This is a genomic window from Nocardiopsis sp. M1B1 (genome assembly GCF_052466615.1).
Map to the genome: position 1 here is coordinate 2,904,192 of NZ_CP196194.1, position 17,736 is coordinate 2,921,927.

At 73.9% G+C, this 17,736-nt stretch carries 17 protein-coding genes; 9 read left to right on the forward strand and 8 right to left on the reverse strand.

Features of this window, described 5'->3' with window-relative positions:
• Positions 1-37: 37 nt before the first annotated feature.
• The 3 genes from ACSTA4_RS12410 to ACSTA4_RS12420 form a co-directional block, all read right to left on the reverse strand.
• The gene (locus ACSTA4_RS12410) at positions 38-907 is read right to left on the reverse strand and encodes a glycoside hydrolase family 16 protein (RefSeq protein WP_444963651.1); all 870 of its coding nucleotides are present in this window, start codon (positions 905-907) and stop codon (positions 38-40) included.
• Between the two features lie 313 nt (positions 908-1,220).
• A complete protein-coding gene (locus ACSTA4_RS12415; protein WP_444963652.1) occupies positions 1,221-2,225 on the reverse strand; it encodes an iron-siderophore ABC transporter substrate-binding protein in 1,005 nt (334 codons plus the stop codon).
• A 195-nt stretch (positions 2,226-2,420) separates the two neighbouring features.
• Positions 2,421-3,200: a siderophore-interacting protein gene (locus ACSTA4_RS12420; protein WP_444964157.1), complete on the reverse strand. Its 780-nt coding sequence runs from the start codon at positions 3,198-3,200 to the stop codon at positions 2,421-2,423.
• Between the two features lie 295 nt (positions 3,201-3,495).
• Here ACSTA4_RS12420 and ACSTA4_RS12425 point away from each other — a divergent pair, with 295 nt between their 5' ends.
• Together ACSTA4_RS12425 and ACSTA4_RS12430 are read left to right on the forward strand one after the other, a co-directional pair.
• Positions 3,496-5,259: an ABC transporter ATP-binding protein gene (locus ACSTA4_RS12425; RefSeq protein ID WP_444963653.1), complete on the forward strand. Its 1,764-nt coding sequence runs from the start codon at positions 3,496-3,498 to the stop codon at positions 5,257-5,259.
• A gap of 133 nt (positions 5,260-5,392) precedes the next feature.
• Positions 5,393-7,198: an ABC transporter ATP-binding protein gene (locus ACSTA4_RS12430; protein WP_444963654.1), complete on the forward strand. Its 1,806-nt coding sequence runs from the start codon at positions 5,393-5,395 to the stop codon at positions 7,196-7,198.
• 145 nt (positions 7,199-7,343) lie between these two features.
• On the opposite strand, the gene ACSTA4_RS12435 is transcribed toward ACSTA4_RS12430, so the two are convergent.
• Positions 7,344-7,709: a hypothetical protein gene (locus ACSTA4_RS12435; RefSeq protein ID WP_444963655.1), complete on the reverse strand. Its 366-nt coding sequence runs from the start codon at positions 7,707-7,709 to the stop codon at positions 7,344-7,346.
• A 183-nt stretch (positions 7,710-7,892) separates the two neighbouring features.
• Between ACSTA4_RS12435 and ACSTA4_RS12440 the strand changes: the two genes are divergently transcribed.
• From ACSTA4_RS12440 to ACSTA4_RS12460, 5 genes are all read left to right on the forward strand, one after another.
• The gene (locus tag ACSTA4_RS12440; protein ID WP_444963656.1) at positions 7,893-8,252 is read left to right on the forward strand and encodes a hypothetical protein; all 360 of its coding nucleotides are present in this window, start codon (positions 7,893-7,895) and stop codon (positions 8,250-8,252) included.
• Positions 8,249-9,148, forward strand: coding sequence for a hypothetical protein (locus tag ACSTA4_RS12445; protein WP_444963657.1), 900 nt, complete (start codon positions 8,249-8,251; stop codon positions 9,146-9,148). Before ACSTA4_RS12440 ends, ACSTA4_RS12445 begins: the two co-directional genes overlap by 4 nt.
• On the forward strand, positions 9,145-9,438 hold the full coding sequence (locus tag ACSTA4_RS12450) for a hypothetical protein (protein ID WP_444963658.1): 294 nt from the start codon (positions 9,145-9,147) through the stop codon (positions 9,436-9,438). The genes ACSTA4_RS12445 and ACSTA4_RS12450 overlap by 4 nt, the downstream gene beginning before the upstream one ends.
• Entirely contained in the window at positions 9,439-9,816 is a 378-nt protein-coding gene (locus ACSTA4_RS12455) for a roadblock/LC7 domain-containing protein (protein ID WP_274977556.1), read from the forward strand.
• A gap of 408 nt (positions 9,817-10,224) precedes the next feature.
• A complete protein-coding gene (locus ACSTA4_RS12460; protein ID WP_444963659.1) occupies positions 10,225-11,193 on the forward strand; it encodes a hypothetical protein in 969 nt (322 codons plus the stop codon).
• Positions 11,194-11,271: 78 nt separating this feature from the next.
• Here ACSTA4_RS12460 and ACSTA4_RS12465 read toward each other — a convergent pair whose 3' ends face one another.
• The 3 genes from ACSTA4_RS12465 to ACSTA4_RS12475 form a co-directional block, all read right to left on the reverse strand.
• A complete protein-coding gene (locus ACSTA4_RS12465; protein WP_444963660.1) occupies positions 11,272-13,668 on the reverse strand; it encodes an ATP-binding cassette domain-containing protein in 2,397 nt (798 codons plus the stop codon).
• A gap of 208 nt (positions 13,669-13,876) precedes the next feature.
• Positions 13,877-14,674, reverse strand: a complete 798-nt coding sequence (locus ACSTA4_RS12470) for a siderophore-interacting protein (RefSeq protein WP_444963661.1) — start codon at positions 14,672-14,674, stop codon at positions 13,877-13,879.
• Positions 14,675-14,822: 148 nt separating this feature from the next.
• Positions 14,823-15,353 carry a hypothetical protein gene (locus tag ACSTA4_RS12475; RefSeq protein ID WP_444963662.1) on the reverse strand — a complete coding sequence of 177 codons (531 nt, stop codon included), beginning with the start codon at positions 15,351-15,353 and terminating at the stop codon, positions 14,823-14,825.
• A gap of 198 nt (positions 15,354-15,551) precedes the next feature.
• Here ACSTA4_RS12475 and ACSTA4_RS12480 point away from each other — a divergent pair, with 198 nt between their 5' ends.
• Positions 15,552-15,923 carry a VOC family protein gene (locus tag ACSTA4_RS12480; RefSeq protein ID WP_444963663.1) on the forward strand — a complete coding sequence of 124 codons (372 nt, stop codon included), beginning with the start codon at positions 15,552-15,554 and terminating at the stop codon, positions 15,921-15,923.
• Positions 15,923-16,225, forward strand: coding sequence for a hypothetical protein (locus ACSTA4_RS12485; protein ID WP_444963664.1), 303 nt, complete (start codon positions 15,923-15,925; stop codon positions 16,223-16,225). Before ACSTA4_RS12480 ends, ACSTA4_RS12485 begins: the two co-directional genes overlap by 1 nt.
• A 16-nt stretch (positions 16,226-16,241) precedes the next feature.
• Here the strand turns inward: ACSTA4_RS12485 and pdxR are convergent, their stop codons facing one another.
• Positions 16,242-17,702: a MocR-like pyridoxine biosynthesis transcription factor PdxR gene (gene pdxR, locus ACSTA4_RS12490; protein WP_444964158.1), complete on the reverse strand. Its 1,461-nt coding sequence runs from the start codon at positions 17,700-17,702 to the stop codon at positions 16,242-16,244.
• Positions 17,703-17,736 lie beyond the last annotated feature (34 nt).

Below are 17,736 nucleotides of genomic sequence, written 5' to 3' on the forward strand. Positions count from 1 at the left end.
TTCCCGGAGTCGCGCGCGCGACTCCGGGAAGGGGCGCTCAGTTCTCGTAGATCCGGACGTAGTCGACGACCATCTGCTGGGGGAACTGGGTGGTGCCGTCGGGGTAGCCGGGCCAGTTCCCGCCCACGGCGATGTTGAGGATCATGAAGAAGGACTGGTCGTAGACCCACGGGTTGCCGCCCACGTCGGCGGTGGTGAGGGTGTGGTAGGCGTTGCCGTCCACCGACCAGGTGATCGATCCCGGGCTCCAGTCGACGGCGAAGGTGTGGAAGTCGTCGGCGAAGGACCAGCCCTGCGGGTGCGTGTAGGAGGAGCCGATGCCGTTCGCGCCCGAGTAGCCGGGACCGTGCACGGTGCCGTGCACCATGTGGGGCTCGTACCCGACGTTCTCCATGATGTCGATCTCGCCGGAGTCGGGCCAGGGGGTGTCGGGGAAGTCGGAGCCGAGCATCCAGAAGGCGGGCCAGATGCCCTGGCCGCGGGGGATCTGGATGCGGGCCTCGATGCGGCCGTAGGCGTGTTCGACCTTGTCCTGCGTGGTCATGCGGGCGGAGGTGTAGGAGCCGTCCGCCTCCTGGCGCGCGGTGATGACGAGGTTGCCCTGGCCGTCGAGGGCGGAGTTGGCGCGGCTGTCGGTGTAGTTCTGGAGTTCGTTGTTGCCCCAGCCGTGGGCGCCGGTCTCGTGGTTCCAGTTGGCGGGGTTGGGGGCGCTTCCGGCGGCGCCGTCGAACTCGTCGGACCAGACGATGTCCCCGGGCGCGGCGCTGAGTTCGGCGTTGGCCCCGTCCACGGCGCCTCCCGTCCACTGTGGTGCGGTGAGGACCGCCGCGGCCAGCGCGGCGGAGGCGGTCACCGCCGTGGCGACGGTGGCGGTGCGGCGGGTACTGCGGCGGGCGCTCTTTGTCATGGCGTACTCCGGTGAGCGGGGGGGACGGGCGCGCCCGGTGCCGTGACGCGTGCGAAATAGCGGGTTCCGCACGGGCCGCGGGGGGCGTGCCCGCGTGGGCGGGCGCCCACTGAACAAGCGTTAAGTGACTGTACGTACGCGACCGCTCGCGGACAAGGGGGGTCGGGCGAAAAGTTGGGATCGCTCCCATGGGGCTGGGGTGAAAAGTGTGTTCTGTGTTCTTTTGGGGCGGTGTCGCCTTCGCGGGGGAGTGGCCCCGACGACGACGGGCCCCGCGGAGCGCGCGCTCCGCGGGGCCCGGCAGGCGGGGGCCTCAGCCGTTCAGGGTCTCCTGGAGCAGCGGAACCAGCTCGTCCAGCGCGTGGGAGATGCCCGGGTACGAACCGCTGGAGAAGGCGTTGGCCAGCTCCATGTCGTCCAGGATGACCATGCGGCCGTCCTCGGCGGAGGGGATGCCCTGGAGCACCGGGTCCTCGCGCAGGTGGTCCGCGGTGCCGCCGATGGGGAACATGACCGTCAGGTCCGCGTCCAGGACCTCCAGCCGCTCCGGGCTCAGGTCCACGTAGAAGGCGCCGTCGGCCATCTCCTCGACCTCGGGCTTGTACTGGAAGCCCAGCTCCTGGAGCAGGTCCACCCGGGAGTCGCCGGGCACGTAGGCGCCGTACTGGCCGTCGAAGTAGGCGCCCACGGTCAGGGTCATGTCGGCGAACTCGGGGTTCTCCTCCCGGATCTGGGCGAAGCGGCCCTCCAGCTCCTCGATGAGCTCCTCGGCGCGCTCCTGCTCGCCGACCACCTGGGCGACCTGGCGGGTCTGCTGCTGCCAGGTGGTGCCATAGGTGACCTCCACGCCGGGCGGCGGGCCGACCACGGGGGCCACCGGCGAGAGCAGGTCGTAGCGGTCCTGGCTGTTGTCGGAGCGGGTGTCGAGGATGACGTCGGGCTCCAGGGAGGCGATCGCCTCCAGGTTCGGCTCCATGGTGCCGAGCTGGACCGGCTCCTCCTCGAACATGTCGGCCGCCCACGGGCCCACGCCCGTGCCGCCGTAGGCCTGCCAGTCGGCCACGCCGACCGGCTGCACGCCCAGCGCCAGTGCGGTCTCGGCGTCGGACCAGCCCATGGCGACGACGTTGGTCGGCTTGTCCGCGATCTCCACGTCGCCGAAGATGGTCTCGACGGTGACCGGGTACCCCTCGGCGACCTCGCCGTCCGAGCCGCCTTCCGCTGAGCCGGAGGTCTGGCCGCCGCAGGCGGCGAGCAGCAGGAGGGACAGCGCGCCGGCGGCGATCGCGCCGCCGCGGGTCAGCGGACCGGGGTTCATGGGGCCTCATTCGGTGGAGTGGATGAGCTTAGCCTTGCCTAAGCAAAGGTTATGGTGCTGGAGTCGGTGGTTTTGCGCAAGCCCGTGGCGGAGGGCGCGGAAAACCGCGGATGACGGTGAAGTCCGTTGTGCACGGTCGTCCGCGGGGCCGCGCGGCGCTCCTCGCGGGCCGCGGCCGTGTCGAGGGTCACACCGTCATGAGTAGGCCGCCACGCCGTGGCGCCAGTAGCCGATGAAGGCGATGTCGTCTTTGGGGATGTGGTGTTGGCGGACGAGGGTGCGGCGTAGTTCGGTGGGCAGGGCGTTCTCTCCTGCGACGAAGCAGTAGGGGCGTCCCTCGGGCAGTTCGGCGGCGCGTACGGTCTCCAGGGCGAGTTGTCCGGGGATGGTGTGGGGGTCGGTGCGGGGTAGCCAGTGCACGTCCACTCCGGGCGGGGCGGTGACGGGTCGGATGTCGGCGCTGCTGGGGACTTCGAGGTAGGCCTGTCCGCGTAGGTGGGCGGGGGCTTGTTCGAGGATGGAGAGGAGGGCGGGTACGGCGCTCTCGTCTCCGACGAGCAGGTGCCAGTCGGCCTCCTCCGGAGGCAGGTAGTAGATCCCCTCGGCGTACAGGCCCAGTTCGTCGCCGGGCCAGGCGGCCAGCGCCCACGCCGACGCCGGGCCCTCGTCCCCGTGCGCGACGAACTCGATGTCCAGCTCCAGCGCCTCGGCGTCGAAGCGGCGGACGGTGTAGTTGCGCACGTGCGGGCGCAGGTCGTCGGGCATGGCGCGGAACGCGGCCACCCACCCGTTGCCGTCGCCGCCGCTGTCGGCGACGGGCAGGTGCAGCCTCTCCTGGCCCGGTCGGGCGAAGAGGATCCGCGTGCACTGGTCCAGGCCCAGGAACTCGAACCCGGTCAGCTCCTCGCCCGTGAGCGTCACGGTGAGGAAGTGCTCGCTGGTCCGCTCGGTGCGCGCCACCCGGGTGCGGATCATGGTGCGGTGGTTCGGATGCCTGATGCGCAAGGCGCGGCCCCTTCGTTCGGGTCGGAGAGCGGCGGGTGTCGGGTTCGTCCGGTCTCGGGGTGCTGTGACCGTATGTCGACACGGGAAAGGTTAGCCTAACCAAGGTTGGTGTGGCACGGTGGTCCGGGGCCGGTCCTCCCGGTTCCGCGGGCGCTCCGCCCGCCCACTAGCCTTGCCCAGGGCACGACACAGCGGGGGGAACAGGACATCGGATGAGTAGACGTCTGTACGGGGCCGCGCGCCCCGCGCCGAGCGGACCCGCCCTGTGAGCGCCGCCCCCGCGACCGCCCCCGCCGCCGAGCGTGAACCGCGCTCCCCCGGCGTCCCCGGGCGTGAGGTCCCCGACAGCGTGCGCGCCCTGCGCCGCCGCACCCTGCGGCGCAACCGCGGCCGCGTCCTGGTCGGCGTGGTCCTGCTCTCCCTGCACCAGGTCGCCGAGGCCCTCGTGCCGGTGGCCATCGGCCTGACCATCGACTGGGCCGTCTTCTCCGGCGACGTCGGCGCCCTCGCGGTCTGCGTCGCGGGCATGGTCGTGCTCTTCACCGTCCTGGCCCAGGCCTACCGCAACGGCGCCCGCTTCACCCTGCGCGCCGTCGAGAACGAGGCGCACCTGCTGCGGGTGGAGGCCGCCCGCCGCGCCCTGGACCCGCGCGGCGAGCGCAGCGGCCTGCGCGCGGGCGAGGTCCTGTCGGTGGCCACCTCCGACGCCGAGCAGGCCGCCCTGTACGTGCGCGCCTGGTCGGCCTCGATCGCCGTGGCGGTCGCCATCATCGTCACCACCGTCGCGCTCCTGGCCGTGGACGTCCCCCTGGGGATCGGCGTCCTGGTCGGCGTCCCCCTGCTCATGCTGCTCCTGCGCCTGCCCGCCGCCCGCATCACCCGGCGCAGCGAGGCCAAGCAGGCCACCGCCGCCGGGGCCACCGCCCTGGCCACCGACCTGGTCAGCGGTCTGCGCGTCCTCATGGGCATCGGGGCGCGGCACAACGCGGCCGCCCGCTACCGCAGGGCCAGCACCCTGGCCCTGGACGCCTCGGTCGGCGCCGCCGCCAGCAACGGCGTCTACCGCGGCCTGGTCACCGCCGCCAGCGCCGTCTTCCTGGCCTGCGTGGCGGGCGTGGCCGGGTGGATGGCCCTCCAGGGCCGCCTCAGCGTCGGCGAACTCGTCACCGTCATCGGCCTCGCCCAGTTCCTGGCCGAACCCGTGCAGAGTCTGGGCATGGTCGGCCAACTGTTCGCCACCGCCCGCGCCTCCGCCCGGCGGCTGGTGCGCCTGCTCAACGCCCCCGACGCGGTCACCCCGGGCGAGCGCGCCTGCGCGGAGGAGCCCGTGGTCGCGCTGTCCGGGGTCGGCTACCGCACGCTGCGCGGGGTGGACCTCGAACTCGCCCCCGGCGAACTCGTGGGCGTGCTCACCACCGACCCCCGCGACGCCGAGGCGCTGCTGGAACTGCTCTCGGGCCGGGCCGAGCCCGCGGCCCTGGAGGGCACGTTCACGGTGGGCGGCGTCCCCGTCCCCGAACTCGCCCTGGACGCCCTGCGCGAGGCGGTCCTGGTGGAGGAGCACGGGGCCACCCTGTTCGAGGGCACCCTGCGCTCCAATCTGGACACCGGCGCGGGCGGCGACGAGGAGCGGCTGCTGGACGCCCTGCGCGCCGCCTCGGCCGCGGACCTGGTCGACGGCCACCCCGAGCGCCTGGACCGTCCGGTCGCCGACCGCGCGGCCAACCTCTCCGGCGGCCAGCGCCAGCGCGTGGCCCTGGCCCGAGCCCTGGTCGCGGACCCGCCCGTCCTGGTGCTGCACGACCCCACCACCGCCGTGGACGCGGTCACCGAGGAGGCCATCGCCCGGGGCACGGCCGCCGCCCGCGCGGGTGCGGCCAGGTCCACCCTGGTCGTGGCGAACAGCCCGGCGCTGCTGGCCCGCGCCGACCGCGTCGTGGTGCTGGCCGAGGGGCGGGTGCGGTGCACGGGCACGCACGCGCGGCTGGTCGAGGAGGACGCGGACTACCGCGAGGCGGTGCTGCGGTGACCGCCCCGCCGGGTGCGGCACCGACGCGGTGCGCCCCACGGCCGTTCGCCGCGCATCGGAGCGCCCCGCCGCCGACCGCCGCCCCGGGCCGCCGCGCCCCCCTTCCCCGCCACCACGACCCCGAGGACGACCGATGAGCACGCCGGTGGAGGACTCCGCGAGCGAACACGGGGAACTGCTCCCCACCGCCTCGGCCCGCCGCACGTGGGCCGTGCTGGGCGAGGGGGTGCGCGGCACCGGCTGGGGCGCCCCCCTGGCCCTGGCCACCGTGCTCGCGGGCAGCGCCGCCGGACTGGTCGCCCCCTGGGTGCTGGGCCGGATGGTCGACGACATCTCGGCGCAGCGGGGGCTGGACACCGTCCTGTCCTCGGTCCTGCTCATCGCCGGGGCGGGGCTGCTCGGCGGCCTGCTCACCGGTGTGGGCAGCTGGCTGGTCAGCCGGGTCGGCGAGACCGTCCTGGCCCGCCTGCGCGAACGCGTCATGGACCGCGTGCTGCGCATGCCCGCCGCCCGCCTGGAGCGGGTGCGCATCGGCGACCTGCTCTCCCGGGTCGGAGACGACGTCGCCGTGGTCACCGCCAGCATCGCCCGCAGCGGCCCCGACGCGGTCGTGGCCCTGGCCACCGTCCTGCTGACCGCGGTGGGCATCACCGCCCTGGACTGGCGCCTGGGCCTGGCCGCGATGCTCTGCGTGCCGGTCTACGTGACGGCCGTGCGCTGGTACCTGCCCCGCTCGGGCCCCTACTACGCCCGCGAGCGCGTGGCCATGGGCGAGCGCTCGCACGCGATGATGGGCGCCCTGCGCGGTCGCTCCGCCGTGCGCGCCTACCGACTGGAGGACGAGCACGAGTCCCGGGTGCGCGACCGCTCGACCGCCGCCATGGACATCACGGTGTCGGTGTTCCGGCTGTTCACCCGCTTCGGGTCGCGGCTCAACGCCGCCGAGTGCGTCGGACTGACCTCGGTGCTGGTGGCCGGGTTCTGGCTGGTGCGCGCCGACCTGGCCAGCGTCGGCATGGTCACCGCCGCCGCCCTGTACTTCCACCGCCTGTTCGGCCCGCTGATCTTCCTGGTCATGAACTTCAACGAGGTGCAGTCGGCCGGGGCGAGCCTGGCCCGCCTGGCCGGTGTGGTCGACATCCCGGTGGAGGCCGACCCCGGCGCGGAGGAGGGCCCGGCCGGTTCCTCGGTCCGCGTCGCGGGGGTCACCCACTCCTACGGCACCGGCGGCCCGGCCGCGCTGGAGGAGGTGTCGCTGGAGGTCGCCCCGGGCGAGCGCGTGGCCCTGGTCGGGGCCAGCGGCGCGGGCAAGACCACGCTGGCCGCACTGGTCAGCGGCCTGCGCACGCCCACGGCCGGAACCGTGTACCTGGGCGGGATCCCCCTGGAGGAGCTGGGGGAGCGGCGGGTGCGCGAACACGTCTTCCTGGTCAGCCAGGAGACCCACGTGTTCGCCGGAACCCTGCTGGAGGACCTGCGCCTGGCCCGCGCCGGGGCCGACGCGGCCGAGGCGGAGGCCGCCCTGGCGGCCGTCGGCGCCCTGGAGTGGGTGCGCGCCCTGCCCGAGGGGCTGGACACGGTGGTCGGCGAGGGCGGGCACGCCCTGACCGCCGAGCAGGCCCAGCACCTGGCGCTGGCCCGGCTGGTGCTGGCCGACCCGGATGTGGCCGTCCTGGACGAGGCCACAGCCGAGGCGGGCAGCTCCGGCGCCCGACGGCTGGAGCGCGCCGCCGCCGCGGCCACCGCCGGGCGCACCACGCTGGTGGTGGCGCACCGGCTGACCCAGGCGCAGACCGCCGACCGCGTGGTGGTCATGGACCGGGGCCGCGTCGTGGAGCAGGGGACGCACGCCGAGCTGGTCGCCGCCGGGGGGCGCTACGCCGACCTGTGGCGCAGCTGGCAGGGCGCGCCGGACGACGGGGAGCTGCTCTCCCGCTGACCGCGCCTCCGGTCGGTGCGCCAGCGTGCCCGGCCGCACGCGGTCGGCGCGCCGTTCGAGACGGGGCGCCGGGGCGCCGGGGCGGGAGAGCCCGCGCAGGGCCGCAGTCCGTGCCCGCGCCGCCCCGGGCGCAGGACGGGCCGGGTCAGAGCTGGAGTTCGCTCTCCACGCGCCGGAGGGTGTGGCGGGCCATGGCCAGGTTGGCGCGCTGGCGGTCCAGCGCCAGGTAGAGGAAGACGCTGCCGTGCGCCTTCTCCAGCAGGCGGATGAGGTGATACTGGCTGCTCAGCGTGATGAGGATGTCCTCGATGCGGTCGTCGAGGCCGAGCGCGCCCAGGGCGCGCGTCTTGGCGCGCACGACCTCGGTGTTGGCCGCCGCGGCCATCTCCAGGTCGAAGTGGCCGCCCCCGCCCATGGTGCCCAGGGACATGCCGCTCTCGTAGTCCACGACCGCGACGCCGATGGCGCCCTCGATCCCCATGGCTTCCTTCATCGCCGCGTCGGCGTTCATGGCGTCTCCTCACGCTCGGTGTCCACCGCAGGAGCGGCGATACATGACGAAAATTAGCGAAACGCCTGGAGGGTGCGTAAGTGGACAGTTTGTGGCTGGAGTCCATCGTTACCACAGTGTGTCCTCTTTGCTCATCTTTGACTGTTAAATGTCTTTTGGAGGCAACCAGACACCGGGGGGCACGTGTCGAGCACAGCTGTATCCACGGAGCGTTATCTGAGCTGTGACGGCGTCGTGGCCGCGATGCTCGTGGACCGCGCGACGGGCCGGGCGCACGCGCGGTCGGGGGCGGTGTCGGCGCTGCCCGACCCCGAGCACGTCGCGGACTCCCACCACCTGGCCCTCGACCTGGCCCTGGCCTCCCGCGAACCGGAGGTCCGGGAGAGCGTGGTCACCACCGGCGGGCACCACGTGCTGACCCGCCCCGTGCCCTCCCCGGGCGCGGACGAGGCCCTGCTCGTCCTGGTCTTCGACCGCGCGCGGACCAACCTCGCGCTGGCCCGCCTCCAGGCCGACGAGCACACCTCGGCGCTGCTGTCATGAGCGCCGCCGCGCCCCCGAGGGCCCTGGCCGAGGCCCTGCTCCGCGCCCGCCAGGAGGAGTTCACCGGAGCCCTGCGCCTGACCGGCCCGCCCGAGGCCCTGGTCCACCTGGCCGCCGGACGCGTCACCGCCGTCACCACACCGGCCGCTCCTACGCCCGAGACCCTCCTGGTCAGGTCCGGCGCGGTCCCCGCCGGGGTCTGGGCCGCCGCCTACGAGGCCGCCGCCCACACCGACGGCCTGGCCCGGGAACTGCTGGACCGCGGCGCGGTCTCGGCCGCGGTGCTGGAACTGGCGTGCGCCACGGCCCTGGCGGACGGCGTCCTGGCGCTGTGCCTGTCCCCTGAACCCCGCGTGGAGGCCGTGCTCTCCGACGCCGCGCCGCCGCTGCTGGGCCTGGAGCACGGCCTGGACCCGGAGGAGGTGCTGGCCGAGGCCGGGCGCCGCCTGGTCTTCCTCGCCGACCGGTGGGGCCCGCCCGCGGACCTGGCCCGCCGCCGCCCCGTGCCCGCCGGGCCGGTACACGACTCCCTGCCCTCCGCCTACCGGCTCCTGCTCACCCAGGCCAACGGCCGCCGCACCCCCCGGGACCTGGCCTTCGCCCTGGGACGGGGGCTGACCGGGGTCATGGCCGACGTCGCGCGCCTCACCGAACGCGGGCTGCTGGAGGCCGCGGCCCCCGGCGGCGCGGACGGCCTCACCCGACGCACCCCCGAGGCCACCGCCCCGGACGAGGGACCGTCCGCGCTGGCCAAGCGGCGCCCGGGCGCCAACACCGTGCGCCCCGCGCCCCCGGCCCCGTCGGTTCCGGTCCCCGGAAGCGTGCGCGAACGCCTGCGCTCGCTGGGCGCCGACCATGGGACGGCTGCGGAGGTCGGGGAAGAGGCGGTTCGATGAGCACGACCGGACGACCCCGTCCGGCCCGCGGCGGCGAACCGCCCGACGGCGGACACGAGGCGGGCGGCCTGACCGCCCTGCCCAAGCGCACCCCCTCCCCGGTTCCCCGGGGGCCGCGCCCCCGGCCGGGGCTGTTCGGCCCCAAGGAGCCCGAGCCCGGGCCGATCGCCGCCCTGCGCCGTGCGCAGCGCGCGGCGGTGCCCCTGGAGAGGGTGCGCAGCGCGCTTCAGGACCTGGACGCCCACACCGGCCGCACGACGCGGCCGACCGACGAGCACGGGAGCGAGTAGATGGTTCAGGGTCAGATCGCCGAGGAGTTGGCGCTGCTGCGCGAGCGCGTCGTCGGCGTGACCGACAGCGCCGTGGCCGCCTCCGACGGCATGCTGGTGGCCTCCGACATCCAGGGCGGCCGCCCCCACGCGCTGGCCGCGCTCGCCGCCGCCTCCCTGGGCCTGGGCAAGCGCACCGGCGACGAGACGGGGCTGGGACCGCTGCGCGAGGTCGTCACCCGCTGCCAGGGCGGCTACGCGGTCGTCTACGCGGTCGGGATGGAGGCCCTGCTCGTCGTCCTGGGCGACGAGGGCATGGACACCGCCGCCCTGCGCCGCGAGTCCCGGCTGACGGTGGAGCGCGTGGGCTCGCTGCTGGAGGTCACCGCCGCCGGCTGAGGCCCCGGCGGCGGGGCCCTTCCCGGGCCCGGCCCGCCGCCCGGTGGGCAGCGGGCCGGTCACCGTTCCGCTGCGGTGCGGGCCCGGGAACGCCCGCAACCGGTGAGGGTCCGAAAGGGCCGTGCCGGGTGGCCGTTTACGGTCAAACCCGGCGACCGACAGTGATCCCTGGGCTACTCTCGCCGGGTGTGTCCCCCGAGCGGAGGAGGTCCGGCGTTCGACATGGGCGAGAACGACCAGGAGGGCTTCCCGGGCTCGGAGCCCGCAACCCCTGAGCAACCCCCGCGCCCGCCGGGGCGACGGCCCGCGCCCCCGCCCCCGCGGCGGCCGAGACGACGGCCCCGGGCCCCGGCCCCGCGCTGGACCCGCGCCCGCGGACGGTCCAGGCCGCGCCCGGAGGAGCCGTCCGTGCTCGGCATCCTGGAACAGCGGTACTTTCCCGAGGGGCGCGGCGCGCGGCGGCGGACGCGCCTGGGAGCGTGGGCGGTATGCCTCGCGCTCCTCCTCCTGGTCTCCCTGGGCGGGTACGCCGCGGGCTACGCCTACGACCTGTGGTCCACCGAGTCGCTGCTCCGCGAGCAGCGGGCGGCCGAGGCCGAGGCGGACCGGGAGAGGGCACCGTTCACCAGCTCCGTCACCTACGACACCGCACTCCCCGAGGGTTACAAGATCGTCCTCGACCGGCCCCTGACGGAGCAGGAAGGAGAGCAGCTCCAAAGCACCGAGTCCGCCGAGGTCTGGGAGTTCCTGAGGCCCCTGGGCGGGCGGCTGGTCCGCAACCTCGACCGCATGAGCGCCGAGCCCGCGGGGGGATGGTCCTGGCGGGGGGAGGACGGGCCGCCCGCCGCCACCGTGTTCACCATGAACCTGCTGTCCGCGCGCAGCTCCCAGCTGAGCATCGTGGACATGACCCCCGTCAACATCTCCTGCACCGAACCCGCGGCCGTCACCGTCGTGGACTCCCCGCCTGCGGGCGAGGCGTCCTATCCGGGCGTGACCGTCGACCTCCACCACGACGATCCGCAGCTGTACATCGCCGACGAGGGCCCCGACCGCGAACAGCCGTACTTCAGCCGCAGGCGGATCGACCTCGGCGGCGGCCTCGACCCGGGCGGGCTGCGGGTGGAGGCGGTGGTGCACGACCGCTCGTGCGAGTGGGAGCTGAGCGCGCGCTACGTCGACGCCCGCGAGAACGAGGACGAGGTCGTCCTCCGCGACGGTGACCGGCCCTTCTTCGCCGAGGCCCTGCCCAGGCGGCCCGAGCAGTACTGGGTGGCGGGCTTCACGGTCTCCGACACCGAGGAACGCGCCTTCGTCTCGTGCGACGAGGTGCCGGAGGCGCCCAGCTGCCAGCTCGCCTTGGGAAGCGGGGGATAGCCGCCCGGCCGGTCACGGACCCGCCCCGGTACTGGACGGGCGCGGGACCGGCCGGCGCTGTTGCCGGGCGCGGGCCGGTCAGGCGCCGACGTAGGCCGCGAGGTGCTCGCCGGTGAGGGTGGAGCGGGCGGCGACGAGGTCGGCGGGCGTGCCCTCGAACACGACCCGGCCGCCGTCGTGGCCCGCCCCGGGGCCGAGGTCGATGATCCAGTCGGCGTGCGCCATGACCGCCTGGTGGTGCTCGACGACCACGACCGACTTCCCGGAGTCGACGAGCCGGTCGAGCAGACCGAGCAGCTGCTCGACGTCGGCCAGGTGCAGGCCGCTGGTCGGCTCGTCCAGGACGTAGACGCCGCCCTCCCCGGCCATGTGGACGGCCAGCTTGAGCCGCTGCCGTTCGCCGCCGGACAGGGTGGTCAGCGGCTGGCCGACCCTGAGGTAGCCCAGGCCGACGTCCTCCAACCGCCGCAGGATCCGCTCGGCCGCGGGCACCTTCGCCCCCTCGCCGCCGAAGAACGCGCGCGCCTCGGCCACCGACATCGCGAGCACCTCGCTGATGTCGCGGCCGTCGTCCGGGCCGCCCAGGCGGTACTCCAGCACCTGCGGCTGGAACCTCCTGCCCTCGCACTCCTCGCACGGCGAGGCGACCGTGTCCATCATGGCCAGGTCGGTGTAGAGCACCCCGGCGCCGTTGCAGGCCGGGCAGGCGCCCTCGGAGTTGGGGCTGAACAGCGCCGGCTTGACGCCGTTGGCCTTGGCGAAGGCCTTGCGGACGGGGTCGAGCAGCCCGGTGTAGGTGGCCGGGTTGCTGCGCCGCGAGCCGCGGATCGCGCCCTGGTCCACCGACACCACTCCCGCGCCGGCGGGCATCGACCCGTGGACCAGCGAACTCTTTCCGCTGCCCGCCACCCCGGTCACCACGCACAGCACGCCCAGCGGCACGTCCACGTCCACGCCGCGCAGGTTGTTGGCGTCGGCCCCGCGGATCTCCAGTGCGCCCCGGGGTGTGCGCGTCTTCGGCTTGAGCCGGGCCCGGTCGTCGAGGTGGCGGCCGGTGAGGGTGCCGCTGGCGCGCAGCCCCTCGACACCGCCCTCGAAGACGATCCGCCCGCCGTCGTCACCGGCGCCGGGGCCCAGGTCGACCACGTGGTCGGCGATCGCGATGGTCTCCGGCTTGTGCTCCACGACCAGTACGGTGTTGCCCTTGTCGCGCAGCCGCAGCAGCAGGCGGTTCATCCGCTCGATGTCGTGCGGGTGCAGTCCCACGGTGGGCTCGTCGAAGACGTAGGTGACGTCGGTGAGCGAGGAGCCCAGGTGGCGGATCATCTTGGTGCGCTGCGCCTCGCCGCCCGAGAGCGTGCCCGAGGAGCGGTCGAGCGAGAGGTAGCCCAGCCCGATCTCCACGAACGAGTCGAGCGTGTGCCCCAGTTTGTCCAGCAGGGGCCCCACGGACGGCTCGTCGAGGCCGCGGACCCACTCGGCCAGGTCGCTGATCTGCATCGCGCACGCGTCCGCGATGCTGATCCCGCGGATCTTGGAGGACCGGGCCGCCTCGCTCAGGCGGGTGCCGTCGCACGCGGGGCAGGCGGTGAAGGTGGCCGCCCGGTCCACGAACTCCCGGATGTGCGGCTGCATCGCCTCGCGGTCCTTGGACAGGAACGACTTCCTGATCTTGGGGATCAGCCCCTCGTAGGTGAGGTTGACGCCCTCGATCTTCACCTTGACCGGCTCCTTGTGGAGGAAGTCGGCGAGTTCCCCCTCGGTGTAGTCGCGGATCGGCTTGTGGGGGTCCACGAAGCCCGACTCGGCGTAGACCCGCACCGTCCAGAAGTTGTCCGACTTCCAGCCGGGGATGGTGAACGCGCCCTCGGCGATCGACTTGGAGTCGTCGTAGAGCTGGGTGAGATCGATGTCGGAGACCGTGCCCCGCCCCTCGCAGTGCGTGCACATGCCGCCGGTGCGGCTGAAGGTCTGCTTCACGGCCTTGCCGGTGCCCACCTTGATGGCGCCGCTGGCCTGGACCGAGGCGACGTTGAACGCGAACGCGTTGGGCGAGCCGATGCGCGGTTCCCCGAGGCGGCTGAAGAGGACGCGCAGCAGCGAGTTGGCGTCGGTGGCGGTGCCCACCGTGGAGCGGACGTTGGCGCCCATCCGCTCCTGGTCGATGATGATCGCCGTGGTCAGCCCGTCGAGGACGTCGACGTCGGGCCTGGCCATCGTCGGCATGAGGCCCTGCACGAAGGCGCTGTAGGTCTCGTTGATCATCCGCTGCGACTCCGCGGCGATGGTGTTGAACACCAGGGAGCTCTTACCCGACCCGGAGACGCCGGTGAACACGGTCAGGCGGCGTTTGGGTATCTCGACGCTGACGTCCCCGAGGTTGTTCTCGCGCGCGCCGTAGACGCGGATCAGGTCGTGGCTGTCGGCGGCGTGCGGTCCGGGCGCCCCTGCGTCCGTCCTGGTGGCCGTGCTCATCGTGATCTCCCTCGGTCGGGCGAGGCCTCTGCGTCGGTGTCGTCCGGATCGGTCCCACCGGCGCCGGGAGGCGGCCGTCGCGCGCCGGTCCGTGTGACCGGTGGGGTCCGTGGTGACAACGCTAGACGGGGGAGCGGGGGCGGCGCTTCTCGATTCCTGACCGGACCGCCGCAGGTGTCTCCTGTGTGACGCGAGGGGGCGGCTCGGGTCAGTCCATGGCGGCGCGGCCGTGGCGCCAGTAGCCGATGAAGGCGATGTCGTCTTTGGGGATGTGGTGTTGGCGGACGAGGGTGCGGCGTAGTTCGGTGGGTAGGGCGTTCTCTCCGGCGACGAAGCAGTAGGGGCGGCCTTGGGGGAACGCGGCGGTGCGTACGGTCTCCAGGGCGAGTTGTCCGGGGACGGTGTGGGGGTCGGTGCGGGGTAGCCAGTGCACGTCCACTCCGGGCGGGGCGGTGACGGGGCGGATGTCTTCGGGGCTGGGGGCTTCGAGGTAGGCCTGTCCTCGAAGGTCGGTGGGGGCTTGTTCGAGGATGGAGAGCAGGGCGGGTACGGCGCTCTCGTCTCCGACGAGCAGGTGCCAGTCGGCCTCCTCCGGAGGCAGGTAGTACACGCCGTCTGCGAGCATGCCCGCCTCGTCGCCGGGAACGGCGGCGGAGGCCCAGGCCGAGGCGGGACCGGCGTCGCCGTGGTCCACGAATTCGATGTCCATCTCCAGGGCCCCGGGGTCGAAGCGGCGCACCGAGTAGCTGCGCACGTGCGGCTGGCGGCTCGGCGGCATGGCGCGGAGTTGCTCGAACCACCGCTTGCCGGCGTCGGTGGGCATGTGCAGCCTCTCCTGGCCCGCCCGGGGCAGGAACAGGCGCACGAACTGGTCCCGGCCGAGGAAGGCGAAGTCGGCCAGCTCGGCGCCGCCCAGGGTCACCGTGACGAAGTGCTTGCTCAGGCGCTCGGTCCGCACCACGCGGGTGCGGATCATGGCGCGGTGGCCGGGCTGTTCGACGCGCACGGGGCTTCTTCCTCCTTGTACGGGGGCAGGGGGGTAGGGGCGGATCGCCTCCAGGTGAGGTTAGCCGAACCTTGCTTCGTCCGGGCCGCCCCAGCTCCGGGGCCCCTCTGCCGGCGGGGCCGAGCGCGGAGCCCGGACGCCCGGCCGGTCAGTCCCTGGGCTCAGGGCCTGCCCCGAGCCATGCCTCCTCGAAGTCGTCGCCGCTGGTCTCCAGGGACGCGTACCACGGGTCGTACAGGTCGAAGGGCGGGTTGAACGGCCAGTCCTCCGGGCCCGTCTTGACGGCGGTGCCATCCGGAGCGATCTCGACCTGCCGCGACCGCCGACCGTCCGGACCGATCTCCATCAGGAAGACCTCCGGGACGTCCTCTCCCTGCCAGCGTAGGTACACACGGTCCCGACCCGCCAGGGCGCCGAAACCGGGCTGGTCGCGCTGGGCGTCCCGTTGGGCGCGCAGACTGGACAGCGGGTTCGGGTCCGGTGCGTCGAGGTGGACCTCCTCCAGAGCCCATGTCCGCGCACATGCGAGGATGGAGGGGTCGGCGACCACCTCGACCTCGGCGCAGGCGCGCACGATCTCCTCCGCGGACACGGCCCACACCCACCACCACAGGCCGCCCATTCCGTAGTCGTGGAGGACCAGATGGCGTGTCTTCGGACCTCTGCTTCGTCGATGCACGACCCCTGAGCCTACGCCGTCCTCGAACGGTTCCGGCAGACGGACCGCTGCTCGGATTTCGCGGCTCTTGTCCGAGATGTGAATCTACGTGGTAAAGGTATCGCTTGTCCGTTTTATCTTCGGTCGGGGGCTTCTCCGGCCGAAGGCCGCATCCCACAAGCGGACACGACTGTCGGCGTCGTGCCGGAGAATCGGCGTATGACACAGCTAGCACACCGACACCACGCCATCGACTACCTGGAGCTCACGGTCACCGACCTGGACCGGGCGCGGAGCTTCTACTCCGAGGCGTTCGGGTGGCGCTTCAACGACTACGGCCCCGGCTACGCGGGAATCCAGAACCCCGAGGGGCCGGACGCCCCCGAGGTGGGCGGCCTCGCGCTGGGCGAGGAGACGCGCCCGGGCGGCCCCCTCGTCCTGCTGTACTCGGCCGACCTGGACCGCTCCGTCGAGGCCTTGGAGGGCGCGGGCGGCAGCGTGGTGCGGGGCCCCTACGCCTTCCCCGGCGGGCGCCGCTTCCACTTCACCGACCCCAGCGGCAACGAACTGGGCGTCTGGGCCGAGGCCTGATGGGCGGGCAGGCCCCCGAGGGGGGAGACCCCGCCGTGGAGCACCTGGCCGCGACCCTGCGCCGCCGCCGGGAGGAGTTGGCGGGCGCGGGCGGGGTGCGGATCGGCAGCGCCCTGGTCGTGCACGCGCTCAGTACGCACATGTGGGCGGGGGTGCCGGTCCCGGCCGTGGCCTGCCACGCCTCCGTCGACCCGCTGCGGCTGCGCGCCTCCGCCGGGCCGGTGACCTGCCGCCGGTGCCTGGCCCAGAACGGTCAGGAGCGGCAGCGGCAGGTGCCCGGGCAGACCGAGCTGGAGGTGTGACCGGCCGCCGCCCGGCTCAGGCGGGGCGGCCGGTGTGGCGGGCGACGGCCTCGTTGAGGACCGCGCAGGCGCGGCGCAGGTCGGCGGGGTGCGCCGACCCGTAGCCGAGGACCAGGCCGTGCACGGTCGGGGCGCCGTGGCTGGCCCGCGAGGTGTCGTCCACCAGCACGCCCCGTTCGGCGGCCTCGGCCATCACGGGGGCGACGGCGTCGGCGGGCAACGGGAGCAGGACGTGCAGGCCCGCGGTGTCCCCGACGGGGCGCGTGGTGAGGAGGTCGATCAGCAGCCCGCGGCGGCGGGCGTACTCCAGGCGCATGCGGCGCAGGTGCCGGTCGAGGTCGCCGCGTTCCAGCAGCAGGGCTGTGGCGGCCTGGACCGGAACGCTGGTGCGGTCCGACAGGTCGTGGCGGACGGCGGCCAGGCGTTCCAGCAGCGGGGGTTCGGCGACGATCCAGCCGATGCCCAGGTCGGGGGAGAGGGTCTTGGACAGGGTGCCGAGCAGGATGACGCGGTCGGGGTCCAGGCCGTAGAGGGCGGGCAGGGGCGCCACGTCGTAGCGGAACTCGGCGTCGTAGTCGTCCTCCACGATCATCGCCGCGTTCCGGCGGGCCCAGGCCAGGAGGCGTTCGCGGCGCGGGACGGGCAGCCGTCCGCCGAGCGGGTACTGGTGGGCGGGCGTGGTGTGGACGAGGGACAGGTCGTCGGGCAGGTGTTCGGTGAGGATGCCGTCGTGGTCGACCGGGCAGGGGAGTACGCGGGCTCCGCGGGCGGCCAGGATGGTGCGGGCCTTCTGGTAGCCGGGCTCCTCCACGCCCGCGCGGGTGCCCGCGCCGAGCAGGGCGGCCCCGACCAGGTCCAGGCCGTTGCCGGTGCCGCGGGTGACCATGACGTTCTCGGGGCCGATGCGTACTGAGCGGGTGCGGCGCAGGTGGTCGGCCAGGAGCGCGCGCAGCCGGGGCAGGCCGCGGGGGTCGGGGTCCTCGTCCAGGGGTTGTTCGGCCGCGTGCCGCCAGGCCCTGCGCCAGGCGGCGCGGTCGTGGTCGCGGACCCAGGGTGCGCCGGGGCGCAGGTCGATCATGCCCTGGCTGCGGGCCTGTTCCCGTGAGGGGCGGGGGACGGTGGTGTGCACGGCGGGGGTCGCGGTGGCGGAGGGGGCGTGGTGTCCGCCGACGTCGTCGTTTCCTCCGGCGTCGTGCCGGGTGGGGGAGGGCGGTGCGCTGTCCTGTGCGACGAAGGTGCCCGAGCCGTGGCGTCCCTCCAGCCAGCCCTCGGCGTAGAGCTGCTGGTAGGCCTCGGTGACCACGGTCCTGCTCACGCCCAGCTGCGCGGCCAGGGCGCGGCTGGAGGGCAGGCGTTCCCCGGGTGCGAGCGTTCCGCCGGACATGGCCTCCCGCAGTGCGTCGGACAGCTGTGTCGTGAGGGGGCGGGCGGCGGAACGGTCGAGGTGGAAGGCCGGTTCGGCCAGGCGGCGGGGCACAGTGGTCCTTCGTTTTCGGGCAGAAGTGGCCATG

Coding starts and splice junctions, on each gene's coding strand:
- ACSTA4_RS12485 (WP_444963664.1), top strand. CDS start 15,923: ATGGGCGGGCAGGCCCCCGAGGGGGGAGACCCCGCCGTGGAGCACCTG.
- ACSTA4_RS12465 (WP_444963660.1), bottom strand. CDS start 13,668: ATGAGCACGGCCACCAGGACGGACGCAGGGGCGCCCGGACCGCACGCC.
- ACSTA4_RS12430 (WP_444963654.1), top strand. CDS start 5,393: ATGAGCACGCCGGTGGAGGACTCCGCGAGCGAACACGGGGAACTGCTC.
- ACSTA4_RS12435 (WP_444963655.1), bottom strand. CDS start 7,709: ATGAACGCCGACGCGGCGATGAAGGAAGCCATGGGGATCGAGGGCGCC.
- ACSTA4_RS12480 (WP_444963663.1), top strand. CDS start 15,552: ATGACACAGCTAGCACACCGACACCACGCCATCGACTACCTGGAGCTC.
- ACSTA4_RS12420 (WP_444964157.1), bottom strand. CDS start 3,200: ATGATCCGCACCCGGGTGGCGCGCACCGAGCGGACCAGCGAGCACTTC.
- ACSTA4_RS12415 (WP_444963652.1), bottom strand. CDS start 2,225: ATGAACCCCGGTCCGCTGACCCGCGGCGGCGCGATCGCCGCCGGCGCG.
- ACSTA4_RS12455 (WP_274977556.1), top strand. CDS start 9,439: ATGGTTCAGGGTCAGATCGCCGAGGAGTTGGCGCTGCTGCGCGAGCGC.
- ACSTA4_RS12450 (WP_444963658.1), top strand. CDS start 9,145: ATGAGCACGACCGGACGACCCCGTCCGGCCCGCGGCGGCGAACCGCCC.
- ACSTA4_RS12410 (WP_444963651.1), bottom strand. CDS start 907: ATGACAAAGAGCGCCCGCCGCAGTACCCGCCGCACCGCCACCGTCGCC.
- ACSTA4_RS12445 (WP_444963657.1), top strand. CDS start 8,249: ATGAGCGCCGCCGCGCCCCCGAGGGCCCTGGCCGAGGCCCTGCTCCGC.